The organism is Streptomyces sp. NPDC046805, from assembly GCF_040645355.1.
GTDB lineage: Bacteria > Actinomycetota > Actinomycetes > Streptomycetales > Streptomycetaceae > Streptomyces.
This window is the reverse complement of record NZ_JBEYYC010000039.1, coordinates 20,604-37,661: the sequence shown is the minus strand read 5'-3', so window position 1 is coordinate 37,661 and position 17,058 is coordinate 20,604. Positions and strand designations below refer to the sequence as shown.

Sequence of the window (17,058 nt, the reverse complement as noted above, 5' to 3'; positions counted from 1 at the left end):
CAGCCTGGCTATGGACTGGCCGTAGCAGGACAATCCGCTCGAGGTACGACGGCGCGGAGACAGTCCCTACCGCGGCCGATGGCCTCCCTCTTGGTTACACCCCGAACTGGCTCATCAGGTCCGTGCACAGTTCGTCAGCGCTGCTGCGTCCTTCGTCATCCGCTGCCGCTGGTGAAAGCACGGTGTGGGCCGGTTGGATGCGGTGGGGGCGTGGGTGACGGCGGACAGCAGGTGCCGGTGGCGCTGCTGCCGGTACGCGGAGCCGGACAGCGCCTTGCCGTCCACCGCGATCGCCGGCCGCGGCGCCGAGCCGGTGGTGCCGACGTCGGTGTGGTCGTGTCCGGCCAGGTAGGCGCCGATCACAGCGTCCAGGGCATCGCCTACGACAGCGATGTTGCCCGGCTGAAGGCCACCGACCCCGTCATCATTCCCCTGCTCGACAGCTTGCTGGCCCGGTTGTCAGAGCATGAGGCTTTCACGGGGGATGTCCGGCAGACCTTCACCGCTCTGCTCACCCAGACCCTGCTGTTCCTCAAGAGCCGCACCGACCTGGAGCGCACCCACATTTTCGGCACCGGAAAGAAGGAAGACCCACCCTACGACTACCGCCGAAAGCCCGAAAAAGGGCAACGTGAGGCCAACGAGGCGGACCTGCAGCGCGACTTCCACCAATGGCTGCTCAGCGGCCCCCTGCACAGCATTGTTCAGGTAGAGACGAACAACGTCGGCATGGGCCGCGCCGACGTCCTGGTCCAGTTTGGAGCACTGCGCTACCTGACAGAGATGAAACAGGACCCCGACGACAACAGCCGCGCTCACATCGAGGGCAAATACCTCACCCAGGAAGCCGAGTACACCAACACTAACGCCCCCTTCGGCCAACTCCTCGTCCTCGGCCTCACTCCCAAAACCAGCAGCAGCGGCACTCTGCGCGTCTACGAGGTCGCCTGGCTGACCACCCACCGTCCCCGCGGCGCCACCACAGACCGGCTCGTCCTCGCCGGCATCGTCACCGGAAACCGCCTCACCCCCTCCACCTACTCACGCTGACACGAGGCCCACCTGAAGCCTCACAACCCCCTGCGGCGCAGCGACGGTAGCTACCGCCCCCTCCTCGACAGCGCAGCGGGGTCCAGCGCACTGCCCGAGCGTGTCTGAAAGATCGTGTAAGTCCGTGATTGACAGGCTGGTCGGGGCTCTGACCTGGGTCTTTGGCCAGCCGGGACGGACGGACATGAACGACAATGAGATCCCGGCCGTCGAACCGGTCGAGGACAAGCTCGTGGATGAGGTCGTCGAGCGGCTGCTGGACCGCGCCGACGCCTCGGGTGCTGCCCTGCTGGGTGAAGGCGGGCTGCTGACGGAGGTGACCCGGGCCGTGCTGGAGCGGGCCCTGGATGCGGAGATGACCGGCCACCTCGGATACGAGAAGCACGATCCCGCAGGCCGTGGCTCGGGCAACAGCCGCAACGGCACATCGCTGAAGACGGTGCTGACCGATGCCGGGCGGTCACACTGGCCGTTCCGAGGGATCGTGACGGTTCCTTCGAACCGCGGCTGGTGCCCAAGCACGCCAGGCGGCTTGCCGGCTTCAATGAGCAGGTCCTGTCGCTGTACGCACGCGGCATGTCGGTTCGTGACATCCGCTCGCACCTGGTCGGCATGTACGGCGTCGAGGTCTCGCCGGACCTGATCAGCAGGGTCACCGACGCCGTGACCGACGAGCTCGACGCGTGGCAGAACAGACCGCTCGACGCCATCTGGCCGATCATCTACATCGACGCGCTGTGGGTGAAGATCCGCTCCGGATCCGTGGCCTCCCGGCCGGTCTACCTGGCCCTCGGGGTGGACATGGACGGCTGCAAGGACGTGCTCGGCCTGTGGGCCGGCGACGAGGGCGAAGGCGCCACGACCTGGATGACCGTGCTGTCCGAGCTCCGCAACCGCGGCGTCGAGGACGTGTGCATCGTCGCCTGCGACGGACTGAAGGGCCTGCCCGACGCGGTCACCGCGACCTGGCCCAAAGCCACCGTTCAGACATGTGTGATCCACTTGATCCGTGCGTCGCTGAGGTTCGCCTCCAAGCAGCACCACGCAAAGCTGGTCACGGAGTTGAAGGCCATCTACACCGCCCCGACCGAGCACGCCGCCGAGCAGGCCCTCGCCGACTTCGCCGCAGGCGAGCTGGGTCAGCGGTATCCCGCGATCGTGCGGACCTGGCAGGCCGCCTGGAGCGAATTCACTCCCTACCTCGCCTTCCCGCCGGAGATAAGGAAGGTCGTCTACTCGACGAACCTGATCGAGTCGATCAACGCACGGTTGCGGAAAGCCACCCGCAACCGCGGGCACTTCCCCTCCGAACAGGCCGCGTTGAAGGTGCTCTACCTCCCCGTCCGCGAGCAGATCACCCCCAGGGCGCGCGATGTCAACCACGTCGCGGCACACTGGAAGAAGGCACTGAACCAGTTCTCACTCTTCTTCGAGGACCGGCTCAACACCAGGTGAAAGCCGAGGACTTACACAAAGTTCTGTACACGCCCCACTGCCCCGTAGCCAAGCAGCCAGGGCGTGGGGGTCAGTGGGGCTGCTGCCGTCAGGGGCTCGAGGGGCTGGTTACACTCGCCCGCAGGACCGTCAGCATCTCCTGGAGGAGTGCGTTCAGCCTCACGGGTTCGGGAAGGTCGCCCATGCCTATGACGGGGACGCTGGGACTGATCGGCCGGTGCATCACGTCGTCAGCGACGCTCTTAAGATGGCGTCGGCGTCCTGGCCGCGCATGTCGAAGTAGTGCTGGACGTTGACCCATAGCGGCCATTCGCCGCGGGCAAGCCACGGCTGGGCGATGACGTCGAGGAGGCTCCGCTGGTCCTGCGTGAGCTGCACGTCGAAGAGCGTGTTCAAGGGAACCTCCTTGGTACGAGGAGGGCCAGCAGGCAGTTTCAGACCTCGGCCGTCACCCGATGGAATGTCAAATACCGCACTCTACCGGCGCACAGGTGTACGGAAACGGCGGCTGGTGAAGGTCGTGCGGTATCTGGCCGGTGTCCGCGGCCGACCCGACGGTGGTGTCGAGCTGCTGCCCGCCAGCACGCTCCAGAACTGGAAGCGGACCGAGGTGCTGGCCTGCCAGATCACCCGCAACCACGCACGGGACGGGAGCGTCGACCCTGCCGCTCTGCTCCGACTGACGGTGCCGGCCGGAGTGACAGCAAGCCCGACCCCGTGTCCAGGCCTGCGAACCGCAGCCACCGCAGGTGATCGACTAGCACATACGCGTACGTGCGGTCCGTTCCCGCCGCGCAGGTACGCAGGAACCCGTCGGCCTCCACGACGACCGTGCAGTCCGTGTCCACGACCGTGTAGCAGACCCGGCTGCCGGCACGGGTGATCTCCTGTACCCGCAACTGGCCCACCACCAGCCGACCACCCACCCGCGCACCGCCCCCTCCGAACCGGGAACCGCCCCGGTGGCGGCACTCCTGGCCCCGAGCCCACACCCCTCCCCCACCCCCGGCGGATCACTCCACGCGAACGTCCCACACACCCAGGTGACGGTTGGTAAAGTCCGTCACCCTCACACGCCAGAACGCCGGAAGGGCAACTTCGCTGCCAAAGTTCAGCGAGGACAGGCGTGACCCTCCGCCCGGTGCCCCATCCACACCGCCACGTCACATACCCGCAGCGCACTCACCGTCTCCGGCAGCCCCGCGACCTGGCGCAGCGCGAGCAACTGGCGGTGCAGGGCGCGGTCGTCCGCGCGCAGCGCGTCATGCAGCGGAAGCCAGAATGAGGGGCGTGGGCGGCCCAGAGCGCAGCGCACCACCTTGTCGTAGACCGGCAACAGTCGCGGACGCTTCCTGGCCAGGAGCTTCCCGGCGATCACCCACCCGACATCGGACTGACCTTCGAGTAGTTGCCAGGCCCGGGCCGCCGGCGAGCCCGGAGCCAGGTCGGATACCTCGGCCTCGACCATGTCGATGTCCCTGGGAATGGCCTGCAGCAGACCGGACAGCCGCGCGCCGAGGCGGCCCTCCAAAAGATCCAGCGCGACAGGCGCCGGAACGGTGACCGACAAGGCCTGCACCGCGACCAGGTCCTCCGCCGTGATCCGGTCGGCAATCTCCGGCCGGTCTCCCCCACCGGCCAGATGCTCGAACCGGCTGCCGGTGAACGGCACCGCTCCGGGCGGCAGATCGATACCGAAGTAACGTCGCAGATCCACGACGGCCTGAGAATCGGCGAGGAAGACACCCACCCGTTCCACGAACGGCTTCGGGGGAGCAACGAAGGACACCAACAACTCCTTGCGTATGCGGGATCGCCGACCGGGAGGGGGACTACATGCCACCGTGACGATCGGGGTGTCCCTCCACATCGGCTCCTTGAGCGATATTCGACGGATGCTGGGAAAGTCAGGAATCGCGGCGGACAGGGACCGTAGAGCGTGAGGCGGAGTCGAGCACGAGGGCCAGGCGGCTATCCGCTCGGCCAGGCACTTCGGTGCCAAGGTCCACGCAGCATTCGTTTGGCACATCGAGAACTGCAGCCATCTTGCCAGTCAGAGAGGAGGTGTACAGCAGGCCGGAGACCGGTGCCTGGGGGCGGAAGACATGCAGGAGGTACTCAGTGACCACCTGGGTGGGAACGTAGTCGATCTGCTCGTAGGTGGAACGCGCGGGCTTGGTCAGCTGGGTGGCGAAGTCTCTCAGGAAGATGAGAGGGCGGCGGTCCGCCGCTCGGTCGAGGTCGTACAGGGAGGGCACGGGCGGCAGGTCTGTGAAATCGACGACGATGCAGGGAGTAGACGTCTCGAAGACCGCGGCCGTCGCCCAGGACTCCTTGCTGCGTAGTGAGGTCTCCTGGACCGCGGTTTCGGCGTCGAACGCCCCGTAGAACATGGGGATACCTGCCGGGCTCATACGGTTGGCCTGCCGCGCGTGTTCACGTGGCGCTGTGCCCAGGCGCAGCGCGTTCCAGTCGACCTGCGGCTCGTCGTGGGTCAGCGCACGCCACAGGCGAGTGCCAGCGGGCAGTTCCTTGACGAGACCGAGTCTGTCGATGAGGTCGCCCACGTGGTCAAGGATGCGGCCGGCTGATATCTCGCCAGCCCCCAGCCACTCCTCCTCCATCTCCCGCAGCCAGAAAACGTAGCGGGTGCGGTACTGCACTTGCTCACAAAACCGGGCCCACCCATCACGTAGGGCCTCATCACGGCGTGGGGCGATGAAGCCGACAGGCACCCAGGGCTTGTCGATGATGGCGCCGCACACTGCGTCGAGGAGCCCTTCCCCCACGAGGACGTATGAGCCTCCGAAGTCTTCCACCACCTCCCACGTGTCCAGGATGGTCCATTGGTAGCCGCCGTCCTTGCCGTCCCAGGACACACCCTCGTCATCAGCGGAGCCGTACTCGGTGTGGATGGCTGCGACGAACGTCTCCAGCAGGACATCGAGCTCAGCAGCCGGGGACCGTCCGCAAAAGCTGCAGGCGTCCTCATCACTCTCGGCGGCGCTCAGCACCGCTTCGAGGACATCGTCGTTCACGCAGCCGGTACACACGTACTGACCGGTGAAGCACCAGCCCTGGTCGTCCTGCTTCTCGATCATGTGCTTGTGGAGCCCCATCAGCAGTCGCTTCTTCTCTGGTGCGCGCGTGATGCGCGAGTGTGGTCGTAAAGGTCAGTGCCAGACGCGAGCTCTGTGTCCACCTCGAGGTCGAATCGCATCTGCTGCCGCATCTCGGACAGGAGCGCCCACGAATGTTCGACGCCCGCTTCGAAGGTGTCCAGGTCTTCCTGGTTGTAAGGGGTGCTCGCGGCGATCTGCTTCAGCCGTCCGTAGCCGGCGTTCAGACGCCTGCTGGCTGCGCCGGCTCCGGCCATTACTTGCAGGGGAACGATCATCTGCGCCTCAGCGTAGCTTTCCCGAAGCGTCGTACGGCGGGCCTCAAGCTGTTCGAGCGCGGTCTCGATTCCTGTCTCACTACGCAGCGCGTGCATGAAGTCGACCTGCGCCGTCAGGTACTGGCGGGCTGCCGTATTGAGCGTGATGTAGCACGCCCTGTGCAAGGCGATAGATTCCTCAGCTCGGTTGCGGGCTCGCTCCGCCTCAAGGAGAGCCTCTGCGTGAGAGCGTTCCTCACGCCGCTGCACCGCAGCCGCCTCCATCTCCATCCGCTTGGTGCGGTCCGCGCGGCTCTGCGTCAGCAGTGAGGCGCCCAAAGTGCCAACCACACCAACCAAGGCCACCAGCAAAGCCGTCCAGCCCGCCCCTACAGCCCCTCCAGTCCTAGCGTCCATGACGATTATCGGGCGGAACCAGCGTTCCTCATCGCAGCTAGCTCCACGCCCCTGACCATGCTTCTGCATCAAGTGCCTGGCGTCGAACAGGGGCTTCGTCGCTGCACTGCAGCCTGTGTGCTCACGGCTGTCGGTATCGCGTCGTTTGGTGCGTCCAGCCCTGATCCCGCCAACCGGACAAGCTAAGCGGAGTATCCCTGCCGCTTCCAGCCGCTTCATCGGAGACGGTGCAGGAGGTCGTCGACGGCGTGCGGGGCGCGAAGCGGCCAGTTGCCTACGGCGAGGGCGCAAGCAGCGCGGGCCTGTTCGGCGGCCGGGTGCGGTCCGGTGACCGGGATGGGTGTGTCGTCGGCGAGTGCCCTCAGTGAGCCGTCGTAGAGGCAGTTGGCCTTGCAGCTGTCCTCAAGGTGGTCGATGGTGCCGGTGTGAGGTGGGACAGGTGTGCGCCGGTGCCAGCGAACCCGGCCGGCACGGTCGTCATGGTGACGAACTGGCTCAGCTGCGCAGCCGCGGCACTGGTAGAGAAGACGAAGACGTTCTCCTTACGCTGGACCCACTGCAACAACCTCAAACGCCCCGTCCGCTTCCCCCACAACGGCCCCGCCAAGGACCAGCCACAGTGACCGACCACCCCCGCAAAGGCACCGTCGCAGCACCGGGCTCTCCCGACTTCGCCCTGCACACCCTGGGCTGGCGCGCGTTCCAGGACCTGTGCTCTGCCGTGCTCCGCGAAGTGTGGGCACAGTCCGTGCACACCTTCGCCGACTCCAACGACGGCGGACGCGACGGCGCCTTCTACGGCACCTGGCAACAGTCACCAGACCCGATCGGCGTCCAGGACCTCCCCGACGGCCCGTTCGTCCTGCAGTGCAAACACACCAAGAAAGCCGACACCACCCTCACGCCCTCAGACCTCAGCGACGAGTTCGCCAAGGCCCGGACGCTGGTGGACCGCGGTCTGTGCGGCAGTTACGTCCTGCTCACCAACGCGCGGGTCAGCGGCACCTCGGAAGCCACCATCCGACAGCGGCTGCGCGATGCCGGCGTCGGGCACGTGGAAGTTCTCGACGGCCAGTGGATCTGCGACACCATCGCCACCCGCCCGCGCCTGCGGACGTTCGTCCCTCGCGTCTACGGGCTCGGCGACCTCTCCCAGATCCTCGACGAACGGGCCTACACCCAAGCCCAGGCCTTGCTCGGCTACCTGCGAGACGAACTGGCCACGTTCGTGGTCACCGATGCCTACCGGCGTGCCGTCCAAGCCGTGCAGGCGCACGGCTTCGTCCTGCTGCTCGGCGAGCCGGGCGTCGGCAAATCCGTCATCGCAGAGACCCTGGCCATGACCGCCCTCGACGCCTGGGGCTGCCTGACCGTCAAGGCGCCCGACGCCGCCGGACTCGTACGCCACTGGAACCCTCTCGAACCGAAGCAGTTCTTCTGGGTCGACGATGCCTTCGGCAGTGTCCGCCACGAGCGGCACCTCACCGACAACTGGGCCCGGCACATGCGGGAGGTCATGATCGCCATCCGCCGCGGAGCACAAGTCGTCCTCACCTCACGTGACTACATCTACCGTGATGCCCGCCGCTACTTGAAGGAGTCCGCCTACCCTCTCCTACACGAACAGCAGGTCGTCGTGGACGCCGCACAGCTCTCGCCAGAGGAACGGCGCCAGATCCTCTACAACCACATCAAACTCGGCGACCAGCCCCGCGAAGTCCGCCGGAGTATGAAATTCCATCTGCACGAGGCAGCCGACACAGACCCCTTCTACCCCGAGGCCGCCCGGCGCCTGGGCCTACAAAAGTTCACCCGCCGCCTCCATCTGAACGGCCGCGGAATCGCTGACTTCATGGCACATCCCAGCGATTACCTCCGCCAGGTCTACGACGAACTCGAACCCGACGAGAAGACCGCGCTCGCCCTAACCTACCAAGCCGGTGAATGCCTGCCCGCTCCACTGGACCTGGACCCGTCCCAGCACGATGTCGTCACCCGCATGGGAGGAACCTTTGCTGGCGTCAGTAGAGCGCTCAGCACTCTCACCGGCACCTTCTTGAGACAAGGCTCCCCACCCAGTAACGGCACCATCACCGGATGGGCCTTCCGGCACCCCACACTGCAAGAAGGCTTCGCCGCGTTCCTGGCCACCGACCCCAACCTCATCAAAATCTTTCTATCTGGCCAGAACTGGCGCACGATCCTCTCACGAATCGACTGCGACACCGGAAACCAGGACGGAACTCTACTCAGGGTGCCACCCTCCTTGTATCCCAGAGTGATTGAAATTCTCCGGGCTGCGGATCAGGAAACGCTGACAGACTGTCTCGGTCAGCGCGTCTGGCACGAGTTCCTCGCCAGCAGATGCTCCGACGAGTTCCTCGCTCTCTACACACAGGCAGAACCCGCTACCATCGTCCGCTTGACCTGGTTCACATCGTTCCTGAACGTCGTTGACGAACCCCAGGTCCTCGCCAGGCTGCAGCAGGCCAGCCTCATCGAACCCGCACACCATCAACTCATCGTAGAACGAGTTACGAAGCTCGCCGTAGAGTCACCAGATGCCGGCTGGACATGGCTCCCGGAATGGAAATCCCTCCTCTCAGACACCGAACGAGAACAGCTACTCAGCCACGTCAAACAGCAACTGCCCTCCCGGTTCGACCAGATACTCCAGGACTGGCGCAGCAACTACAACCCCGACGAGGCGGACCCGCACACGTACTTCGAAGAACTGGAAATAGAGCTCAACAACTACCAGAAAGCCTTCGCAGACGATACGGATGCGGTTTCCGCCATCGACCAGGCCCTGGAAAAAGTGAACGAGACAATCTGGGCCATTGGCGAGGAATTTGTTCCGCAAGGCCCTTACGCAGCAGGCCCTCACAGACACTCCGCACCCGCGGACGCGCCTCACGGGCGAAGCATCTTCGACGACATCGACGACGACTAACGACCGCACCGCCGTCGCCAACACCACACACATGTTCACCACGAAAAACGCCAGGCCAGCCTCGCCCCGTACACCTCACCAACCGGTAAAACGGACGAGGCGCACCGGACGTCGGGGCGGCTGGGCAAGCCGTGGGCGGTCGTTCACGACAACACCCGCATCCCGTCCCTGCGCCGGCTGTACATGACGGCCACACCCAGGCTGTGGCAGCTGGACGAGGATGCCAAGGGCGCGCCGGGCGAGCTGGTGGCGTCGATGGAGGACGATCCGGACGGACCGTTCGGCAGCAGGGCGTACACGCTGATGCTGTCGGAGGCGATCGACCGGGGGATCTGCGCGCCGTACCAGGTGGTGTGCGTCGACATCACCGACACCCAGCTCCAGGCCGCTCAGTTGTTGGGTGCTGAGGGCCGCTCGGACGAGCCGCGGGGCCCGGCTCGCAGCCCTCCAGACCGTCCTGCTCAAGACATCCTCGGAGGAGAACTTCCGGCGCACGCTCGTCTTCCACCACGTCGTCAAGGAGGCCGAGGCGTTCGCGGCCGACCTCCCCGACGTCGCCGCGCAGCTGCACGCCGCCGACCCCGAGCTGTACCCGGCCACGACGCTGCCCCCGGAACGGGTGGAGCAGCTGTCCACGATCGGGATGCGCTGGGCGTAGGCGGCGGTGGCTCGGGGCGCGGCATCTGCCTGAGGCAGATGCCGCGTTCTGCTGTTGCGCAGGTGGATCCCATACTAGAGTTCTGGCATGGCAAAGACGCCACGCATGACGCTCCAGACACAACTGGTGCTGCGGACTCTGCTGGAGAGCCCTACCGAGGCCCGTTACGGTCTGGAGCTCTCCCAAGCAGCAGGCCTTCCCACCGGCACCATCCATCCGATCCTCGCCCGCCTCGAGAACACAGGCTGGCTTGAGTCCTTCTGGGAAGGCCAGGGTGAGATCGAGAAGACCGATCCGCCCCGGCCCCGCCGCCGCTACTACCGCTTTACTCCAAGTGGTGCCGAGTCCGCCCGCGTCGCTCTCGCTGCCGCCTACCAAGGGGGCGCCACCTCTGCACGCCTCCGCCCTGCTGATGGCCTGGGGAGTTGCGGCTGAGATGCACGGTGCCAGCAACGAAACCAGCAGAGCAGTCTTCCCTTGGTTAGTGATCCGCCAGGACGACAACGGCAACCAGTACCGGGTCGGCAGGTACGCCACCCGGGGCGAAGCCCAGAGGGTCAGCGACAGCCTCGACGCCCGCGGCAATCAGCAGCTCTACTGGGTGGAGCGCCTCTCGGGTCGAGATAACACAGGTTCAAGCGCCGACAATCCTGCCTCTGAGCAGGACATCGTGCGGGGCCACGCCTCGGGCATCCGCCGGTCGCTCGGGCACATACCGCCCCCAGCTGAGGAATCTACCGACAGCACCAGAAAAGAGCCCACGCACGGCACAGAAGACCAGACGGGCCGGCGCCTGCAACGGGCAAAACTTCTGTTCGAAGCCCTCGCTCACATCTTGCCCGCGGACGCGCGCGACCGCTGGTGCGAAGAGTGGATGGCAGAGTGGGCCGACCTCGGTGAACGGCCTCTGCGCACCCGGGTAGCGTGGCTACTGCGGGTCACACTGCGCAGCGGACCGTCCTGCGCATGGACCCTTCGCTTCGCGACGCGCCGGCAGCGTATCCAATGAAGTCCCGGGTAGCAGGAGCCGCGGCAAATGCCCCGTCACTTCCTCGTCGCGGCTGCACGGCTGATCACATTCGGATGGCGGGGCCGCACATGCACGCGCCTAGAAGGGCGGTTCGTCGGAGTAGCCGCCATTGGCTGGAGTAGTCGGGGCCAGCGTGGGCGTGGTGGCCCATGGATCATCCTGTCGGGGTTGCGTACGAGTACCGCCCCACCCCGAGTTGGAGCGCGGCGACGGGACAGGAGCCGGGACGTTATCCGGTTCGACGCCATCAATGTCGTCGTTCAACAACTGTCGCAGGCGCTCCCTGCAGGTGGTCGGATCGTCATCGTTCCAGTTGTCCGATTCCGGCCAGCGTCTGCGGTCAGGGTCCTGCCCACCGATCTCGCACAGGGCGCGCAGGACCGCGTCGACTCTCTCCCACGTGCTGACCGTCTGCCCCTTGAGGAGCCGACGGATGGTTTCCCGGCTTACAGGAAGCGGATCCTGCATCGAGCTGGTCGTCGCTGCAATGCGGGCGGGTGTAGGACGCCCTGCCTCCTTGAAGTGGATGAACAGCTCGGCTACAAAGACGCGCCTGGTCCCATCAGGAAGGTCGGCTTTGCTGGGCATCCGCAGCATCTGAGGCATCCGCCAACTCTCGCACGCTTCAACTCAGTTCGACACACGATTCCTCACAAATGCTCGGCATGACACCCCAGGTGACCCCGGGATTGCGCATGTTGAGGTCACAAAGACCTGAGTGGAACCGCATTGGCGTCTCGCTGACACAGATGGACTTCTTTTGACAATCCACTGTTTCCGCTGGTCAGAGCGGGTTTCGAGGTGCTTTTGTTGGTCCTCGTCCACCCCACGAGACCTCGAGAATCTCAATGGGTGGACAACGGCACGGCTGTCGCCGGAAACGGCGACGGCCCCCTGGTGGGCAGGGAGCCGTCTGCAGAAGACCGAACATCCCCGACGAAGGAGAAGCTCATGTCCAAGCCCGAGCGTACGGGCAACAGCCCGGACCCGGAACCCCTCCCAATGCCGGATAGTGGGTCATCGAGGACCCGGTGGGCCAAGCGCGCCCGGCGGCTCCGCAACGAGGCTGGCCTGCATGTGATCCGAGGGGCCGCAACTGCGGTCGGCGGCGCCGTCGTCGCGTACGGCAGCCTCTGGATCCAGTCGCGCTGACAGCCGACAGAAGGACCGGAGCATGGCCGACGGTAGCCTCTGCGGTCGTCGGCCCGCTACGGGCGATCCTCGAGCCGGGCGAGCAGGCCGGCGGCGGTGGAGACGGCCGCGATGGCGTCGGCGCGGGTAACAGGTGAAGTTCTCGGTGGTGCCCGCGTCGTCGTACGGTGCGCCGCTGAACAGGGCGTAGGCGCTCTGGGTGAGCATCGCCCAGCGCTCCTCCTGGACCCGTTCCCCGGCCTTCTTCAGCACCGCCTGGTCGTGCAGCGACCGATTGATCGAACGTCCCTGTGTCGTTGGCTGCCAGACCAGCTTGGCCTAAGTAGCTGTTGTTGTACCGCTCTTGGGACTTGGTGATCGAACGGTCGTCCCGATCGGGTGGTCGTCGGGTGCTCGGCGCATGCGAGAAGGGCCTCCTGAACAGCTCGCTGGTGTCGAATCACCGAGCATCAGGAGGCCCTGGTGTCGCAGTCTTGCGTGCCGATGCCTGTGCAGTCCACCGCGGACACCCGTGAGTGTGACTGTCTGGCTCACCGGTTCGGAAACGCTGCCGACAATGCCCTGCGTGAGCGCCGTTATCCGACCGACATGACGGACGAGGAGTGGGCGGTGGTGCGGCCGTTGTTGCCGATGCCGGGCTGGATGCGGGGCAGGGGCGGCCGGCCGGAGGTGTACTGCCACCGCGCAATGCTGGACGCGATCGCCTATCTCGTGGACAACGGGATCAAGTGGCGGGCGATGCCGGCCGACTTCCCGCCGTGGGATCGGGTCTATGCCTTCTTCCGGCGCTGGCGCGACAACGCCCTGGTCAAGGAGTTCCACGACCGGTTGCGTGCGAGGGTCCGCGAGGAGCTGGCGCGGGACGCGCAGCCGACGGCTGGGGTGATCGACTCGCAGTCCGTCAAGGCGGACGCTGTCGTCGGCGCGGACAGCCGCGGCTTCGACGGTGGCAAGCTCATCAACGGCCGCAAGCGGCATGTTGTGGTCGACACCCTCGGCCTGCTGCTGGGCGTGATGGTCACCGCCGCGGACGTCGGCGACCGCACCACTGCCCAGGCCCTGCTTGAGAAGGTGGCCGAAGCACACCACCGCCTGGCCCTGGTCTGGGCCGACGGCGGCTACACCGGCAACCTCGTCGAGTACTGCCTGGCCACGTTCGCGCTGGTCCTGGCGATCGTCAAACGCAGTGACGACCAGAAGGGGTTCGTAGTCCTGCCCAAGCGGTGGATCGTCGAGCGCCTCTTCGCCCACCTGATGCGAAGTCGCCGCCTGGTACGCGACTTCGAGCGGCGCACCACCAGCGCGGAGGCGATGGTCTACTGGTCGATGACCCTGCTCATGACCCGCCGCCTGGCCCGGTCACGCCTGCCGCGAGGGTGAAGCGGCCCGGCTGCCGCTCGACCAGCCAGCCGCGGGCCACCAGGCGTTTTGCTTTCGACCGCAGTGCCTCCACCCGCGCGGGCACCACGTCCATGCCGAACACGGCGGCCATCTCCTGGCAGGTCAAAGGACCTTGATGGAGCCGGGCCCGGTCCGCGAGCGCCGTGAGGATGCGCTGGTAGTCCACCGACAACGCCGACCAGGCCAGCCCCTGGCGCCACACCGGCACCTGCGACTTCGACTTCGCCGCATCCCCGAGCGCCGCCTGCGCGTCCGCATTCCGCGGATCCGGGGTGACCTCCGCCTCGGTGATGGTGCCGTCGTCCGGAGCCAGCACCGTATCGACCCGCCTGCGGGCGATCGCCCACTCCTGCCATTCCAGCTCGGCCGCGGCGAGCTCGGCCTGGATGCGGTCGGCCTCTTCCCGCAGCCCGTCAACTCGACGCCGAGCGACGAGCTCGTGCTGTTCCAGCAGTCCAACAACCGACGGCATCCGCGACCTCCCCGGGAACGACGACCCGACAGGCCACCACTCCCACGGAACCACCACTCCCATCCCCGACCAGCGGAAACGCGTCGATCACGTCCGGAACGACAACAGCTTCTAAGCCACAAAGCACGGGCAACACCGAGGGCTATCGCCCTATGAGCACATCGACGCTACAGCTGAACACACTGACTTGGCAGGAAAGTCGTCACAGCGGTCCGACTGCGCTGACCGGTGACAACGTGGATCGGCAACCGGGAAACTCTGAGCGGGTGGAGAGGGATACTTGGCAGAATTCGGTGTGTGGGAACAGCACAGCAGACATTGCGGCAGCACCTCGTATCCCAGGTCCTGCTCAAAGAGTTCACGATGCCCGAGCCGAAGGGCAGTAGCCGGCAGTTGCTCCCGTTCGATCTGCACAACCCCGGACGCGTGCACAAGCGGATGCCCACCAGCCGATGCGGCTGGGTCGAGAACTTCGTCGCCGTCGACTCCCCATCCGTTGAAGCACTGTGGGGCGACGTGGAAAGGCGCGTGCCTGCGGCGTTCGCCGCCGTGCACGCCGGCACTCCGTTCGCCGACCCGCTTCACGTGGCCGTGCTGCGCGACCTGGTCGTGCTCCACTACGTCCGGTCGCTCCACTACCGCGATGTGCACACCGACTCGGTCGAGCGGGCCCGCACGCGCCTGGTCGCCAAGGTGATCAGCCAGTATCCGGAGCAGCTGCGCCGCGAGGCACTGCGCGAGACGGGCCTGTATCTGTCCGGCCCGGCTTCCCTGGGCGCCTTCGCCGAGCGTCTCATCGAACGGTCCACGGTCATGCCCGACCGCGAGAGCGGCAAGCTCTTCCGCACCAGCATCGAGGACACCTTCCACCAGATGCGGGACCTGGCGTCGACGCGGCGGCTGGAGGTGATCACGCCCGAGACGGGCCAGTTCCTGATCGGCGACAACCCGGCCCTGACCCTGTCCGTGGAGGGAAGCCGCACCATGTACGGCATGGCGTTCGGTGAAGCTCAGACCCTCGTACTTCCCATCGGCCCAAGGCACATGCTGTCCTTGGGCACCGACGACGTCATGCTCACCGTCCCCCAGTCCTTCGTCGACCGCCTCAACGCCGTGCAGGTCCATGCCGCCCACCGCTACGTCTACATGCACCCCGAGAGCGCCTTGGAGCCGTTCGTGGAACGCGCCGCACAGCGACGCCCGGCCGGGGACCGCACCACCTGACAGGCGATCGTCATTGCTGTACCTCTGCAAGGGCCAGCAGCAGCGCGTCGGCCGGCGCATCCGAGCCGACCGGCTGATTCAAGTCCAGGTAGCAGCGCAGCCGTACACCAGGCTCGCCCGCGTCCCGCGTCGTACGGTCGGCTGTTTCCGTCGCCCACCGGTCGGCGAGCACTGCTGGAAGGCGAGCGCGGTGTCGTCGTCGGCAGCCGCGACGTCGACGACGACAAGTCCCGGCTCCGCGACGTGTTCGGCGGGCCAACGCGGGAAGAATCGTGCGTATGGTCCGTTCGTCCAAGTTCCCCGTCTCCGACCGGAAGCATTGCTGGGTGACTTCACCCCAGCGCCGTGTCGGGCTGACTCATCATGTCAGGACCCGACGCAGACTCTCAGGATCGACGGCCACCCGAGGCGACCTCGTCGTCTCGGGTGAGGCTGACGACGGCCTGGGCCTTCTCGCCGACCATACGGGGCCGTGCCGCTGCGGACGATGGGCAGATGGCGGAGATATCGCGTGGCGAAGGTCTTGCTCAGCGGGTGAACGCCGTCTGGGTACGGCGTCGGCTCATTGGCGCTTGGGCTCGTATGGACTCCAGCCACGCAGGTAGGGGCGCAGGTCTTCTGGTGTGATCGTCGGAGGGTCCGGTAGTCGCGGGTTCTGGAGTACGGGGTCGATGCGGTCGGCATAGGCCCGGGCCCAAGTGGTCCAGGCCGTGACTCCTTCGGCCGCTGCGGGATCGGTGTTCTGGTGGTCTTCCAGTGCGTCGCAGTAAGCGCGTATGGCAGCGGCTTCCTGCCAGGCCTGCACCTGCGTGCGTAGAGTCTTCAGCCGGTGGTCTTCCGCCAAGGCAGTGCGAGCCTGCTGCATCGCGGTCAGCCAGCGTTGGCGTGTCTCTTCCTCTTTGCGCTGCTGGGCCTGCCGTCGTTCGTACTCGATCTGTGCGCGGTGGGCGATTTCTCGCAGGAGGGCGGGGAGTTTGCCTTCCAGGCGCCAGCGTTGCCGGTCTCCCCAGTGAGAGCGGCGGCCTCGATGCGCATAGGTGTGCTCGAGACTGAGGTCGAGTTGATGGGATGGGCGTGTGGTGTGCCCGGTCACGCGTTGCCAGGCGTACTTCGCGCCGCTGGGGTCGGGGACCTCGTAGGCGCCTTCGTGGAAGGCGAGCGGGAAGGAACTGTCGCCGATGGTGATCACCAGGCTGGCTGCTGAGCCGGACTCGGGGTTGCTGACCGTGTAGTTCTTGGCTTCTACCGCATGGCAGAGGGCGTGAAGGATACGGCGGGCGCGGGGCTGGCACTCGGGGCAGGCCGGGATGTGCGCTGTGGCGGCTGCGGGGTGCAGGTGGTCTGGGGGCAGGTCGTCGGGGACGGGGACGGTTTCGTCTGGGGGCGTGGAACGTCGTGGCGGTGGCCCTGGGCGCAGGGTGATGACCAGGTCGCCTTTGTCTCTTCCGGTGTGCTGAAGGTGGTGGCCGTCGGGGACCAGGTGGTCTGCGCGTGCGGCGTGCAGGGCGCGGCGCCAGCGGGCGCGCTCGTCCGGGGTGGGGTTGGCGATGTGCAGGGTGTCGCCGGCTTGCTGGAGTCTGCTGATCAGTTCAGCCGCCTCGGCTACCGTCGACGGGGCAGAGGCACTCGGGTGTGGGGCGTGCGTGGCGTCGGTGTGAGCGAGGTGCTGGAGGCCGGCTTCGGTGGGGGCTGCGCTCCAGCGGCCGTCGGCCCGGGGCGTGGTGACCAGGCCCCGATTGCGCAGGGCGTAGACGGTCGCGGCGAGGCCGGAGTCGTCGGAGGTAATGGGTGTCTCGCCGTGGCAGATGCGGCGCAGGGCGTCGAGTTGGCGCTCGTTGAGCTTGGTGCGGGCCACGGAGCTTCCTGTCGT

At 66.4% G+C, this 17,058-nt stretch carries 15 protein-coding genes and 3 pseudogenes; 9 read left to right on the top strand and 9 right to left on the bottom strand.

What is annotated here, in order from left to right; all coding sequences use genetic code 11:
- Positions 1-114 precede the first annotated feature (114 nt).
- Positions 115-363, bottom strand: coding sequence for a hypothetical protein (locus ABZ910_RS31740; RefSeq protein WP_361371915.1), 249 nt, complete (start codon positions 361-363; stop codon positions 115-117).
- On the opposite strand from ABZ910_RS31740, the gene ABZ910_RS31735 reads away from it, so the two are divergent.
- Both ABZ910_RS31735 and ABZ910_RS31730 read left to right on the top strand, forming a co-directional pair.
- Positions 337-1,050 (top strand): hypothetical protein, encoded by a 714-nt coding sequence (locus tag ABZ910_RS31735; RefSeq protein ID WP_361371912.1) that lies wholly within the window; start codon positions 337-339, stop codon positions 1,048-1,050. The genes ABZ910_RS31740 and ABZ910_RS31735 overlap by 27 nt on opposite strands.
- Before the next feature lie 184 nt (positions 1,051-1,234).
- Positions 1,235-2,505, top strand: a pseudogene (locus tag ABZ910_RS31730) (IS256 family transposase).
- Between the two features lie 222 nt (positions 2,506-2,727).
- Here the strand turns inward: ABZ910_RS31730 and ABZ910_RS31725 are convergent.
- The 4 genes from ABZ910_RS31725 to ABZ910_RS31710 form a co-directional block, all read right to left on the bottom strand.
- Positions 2,728-2,901, bottom strand: coding sequence for a hypothetical protein (locus ABZ910_RS31725; RefSeq protein WP_361371909.1), 174 nt, complete (start codon positions 2,899-2,901; stop codon positions 2,728-2,730).
- Between the two features lie 715 nt (positions 2,902-3,616).
- Positions 3,617-4,294 (bottom strand): DUF6308 family protein, encoded by a 678-nt coding sequence (locus ABZ910_RS31720; RefSeq protein ID WP_361371906.1) that lies wholly within the window; start codon positions 4,292-4,294, stop codon positions 3,617-3,619.
- Between the two features lie 118 nt (positions 4,295-4,412).
- The gene (locus tag ABZ910_RS31715) at positions 4,413-5,606 is read right to left on the bottom strand and encodes a HEPN-associated N-terminal domain-containing protein (protein ID WP_361371903.1); all 1,194 of its coding nucleotides are present in this window, start codon (positions 5,604-5,606) and stop codon (positions 4,413-4,415) included.
- 17 nt (positions 5,607-5,623) lie between these two features.
- Entirely contained in the window at positions 5,624-6,247 is a 624-nt protein-coding gene (locus tag ABZ910_RS31710; protein ID WP_361371900.1) for a hypothetical protein, read from the bottom strand.
- Positions 6,248-6,747: 500 nt separating this feature from the next.
- Here ABZ910_RS31710 and ABZ910_RS31705 point away from each other — a divergent pair, with 500 nt between their 5' ends.
- The 5 genes and pseudogenes from ABZ910_RS31705 to ABZ910_RS31685 all read left to right on the top strand — a co-directional run bounded on the left by ABZ910_RS31705 (position 6,748) and on the right by ABZ910_RS31685 (position 10,918).
- Positions 6,748-6,921 carry a hypothetical protein gene (locus ABZ910_RS31705; RefSeq protein ID WP_361371897.1) on the top strand — a complete coding sequence of 58 codons (174 nt, stop codon included), beginning with the start codon at positions 6,748-6,750 and terminating at the stop codon, positions 6,919-6,921.
- Positions 6,918-9,251, top strand: coding sequence for an ATP-binding protein (locus tag ABZ910_RS31700; protein ID WP_361371894.1), 2,334 nt, complete (start codon positions 6,918-6,920; stop codon positions 9,249-9,251). Before ABZ910_RS31705 ends, ABZ910_RS31700 begins: the two co-directional genes overlap by 4 nt.
- A gap of 93 nt (positions 9,252-9,344) precedes the next feature.
- Positions 9,345-9,852: pseudogene (locus ABZ910_RS31695) on the top strand (helicase); the annotation flags it as partial.
- 144 nt (positions 9,853-9,996) lie between these two features.
- Positions 9,997-10,344 (top strand): helix-turn-helix transcriptional regulator, encoded by a 348-nt coding sequence (locus ABZ910_RS31690; protein ID WP_361371891.1) that lies wholly within the window; start codon positions 9,997-9,999, stop codon positions 10,342-10,344.
- Position 10,345: 1 nt separating this feature from the next.
- On the top strand, positions 10,346-10,918 hold the full coding sequence (locus ABZ910_RS31685; RefSeq protein ID WP_361371978.1) for a hypothetical protein: 573 nt from the start codon (positions 10,346-10,348) through the stop codon (positions 10,916-10,918).
- A gap of 99 nt (positions 10,919-11,017) precedes the next feature.
- Here the strand turns inward: ABZ910_RS31685 and ABZ910_RS31680 are convergent, their stop codons facing one another.
- On the bottom strand, positions 11,018-11,545 hold the full coding sequence (locus tag ABZ910_RS31680; protein WP_361371888.1) for a hypothetical protein: 528 nt from the start codon (positions 11,543-11,545) through the stop codon (positions 11,018-11,020).
- 1,134 nt (positions 11,546-12,679) lie between these two features.
- Here ABZ910_RS31680 and ABZ910_RS31675 point away from each other — a divergent pair.
- Positions 12,680-13,471: an IS5 family transposase gene (locus tag ABZ910_RS31675; protein WP_361371885.1), complete on the top strand. Its 792-nt coding sequence runs from the start codon at positions 12,680-12,682 to the stop codon at positions 13,469-13,471.
- Here the strand turns inward: ABZ910_RS31675 and ABZ910_RS31670 are convergent.
- Positions 13,428-13,964, bottom strand: coding sequence for a hypothetical protein (locus ABZ910_RS31670; protein WP_361371882.1), 537 nt, complete (start codon positions 13,962-13,964; stop codon positions 13,428-13,430). The two genes, ABZ910_RS31675 and ABZ910_RS31670, sit on opposite strands and share 44 nt — an antisense overlap.
- 228 nt (positions 13,965-14,192) lie before the next feature.
- Here ABZ910_RS31670 and ABZ910_RS31665 point away from each other — a divergent pair, with 228 nt between their 5' ends.
- Positions 14,193-15,188, top strand: a complete 996-nt coding sequence (locus ABZ910_RS31665; RefSeq protein ID WP_361371879.1) for a DUF4238 domain-containing protein — start codon at positions 14,193-14,195, stop codon at positions 15,186-15,188.
- A 10-nt stretch (positions 15,189-15,198) separates the two neighbouring features.
- Here ABZ910_RS31665 and ABZ910_RS31660 read toward each other — a convergent pair.
- Both ABZ910_RS31660 and ABZ910_RS31655 read right to left on the bottom strand, forming a co-directional pair.
- A pseudogene (locus ABZ910_RS31660) lies at positions 15,199-15,524 on the bottom strand (DUF6207 family protein).
- A gap of 226 nt (positions 15,525-15,750) precedes the next feature.
- Positions 15,751-17,043 (bottom strand): hypothetical protein, encoded by a 1,293-nt coding sequence (locus ABZ910_RS31655; protein ID WP_361371876.1) that lies wholly within the window; start codon positions 17,041-17,043, stop codon positions 15,751-15,753.
- Between the last annotated feature and the right edge of the window lie 15 nt (positions 17,044-17,058).

What these genes read in the sequence shown, in the direction of transcription:
- ABZ910_RS31675 (WP_361371885.1), top strand. Translation starts at nt 12,680, where the DNA reads ATGACGGACGAGGAGTGGGCGGTGGTGCGGCCGTTGTTGCCGATGCCG.
- ABZ910_RS31670 (WP_361371882.1), bottom strand. Translation starts at nt 13,964, where the DNA reads ATGCCGTCGGTTGTTGGACTGCTGGAACAGCACGAGCTCGTCGCTCGG.
- ABZ910_RS31680 (WP_361371888.1), bottom strand. Translation starts at nt 11,545, where the DNA reads ATGCCTCAGATGCTGCGGATGCCCAGCAAAGCCGACCTTCCTGATGGG.
- ABZ910_RS31715 (WP_361371903.1), bottom strand. Translation starts at nt 5,606, where the DNA reads ATGATCGAGAAGCAGGACGACCAGGGCTGGTGCTTCACCGGTCAGTAC.
- ABZ910_RS31690 (WP_361371891.1), top strand. Translation starts at nt 9,997, where the DNA reads ATGGCAAAGACGCCACGCATGACGCTCCAGACACAACTGGTGCTGCGG.
- ABZ910_RS31685 (WP_361371978.1), top strand. Translation starts at nt 10,346, where the DNA reads ATGCACGGTGCCAGCAACGAAACCAGCAGAGCAGTCTTCCCTTGGTTA.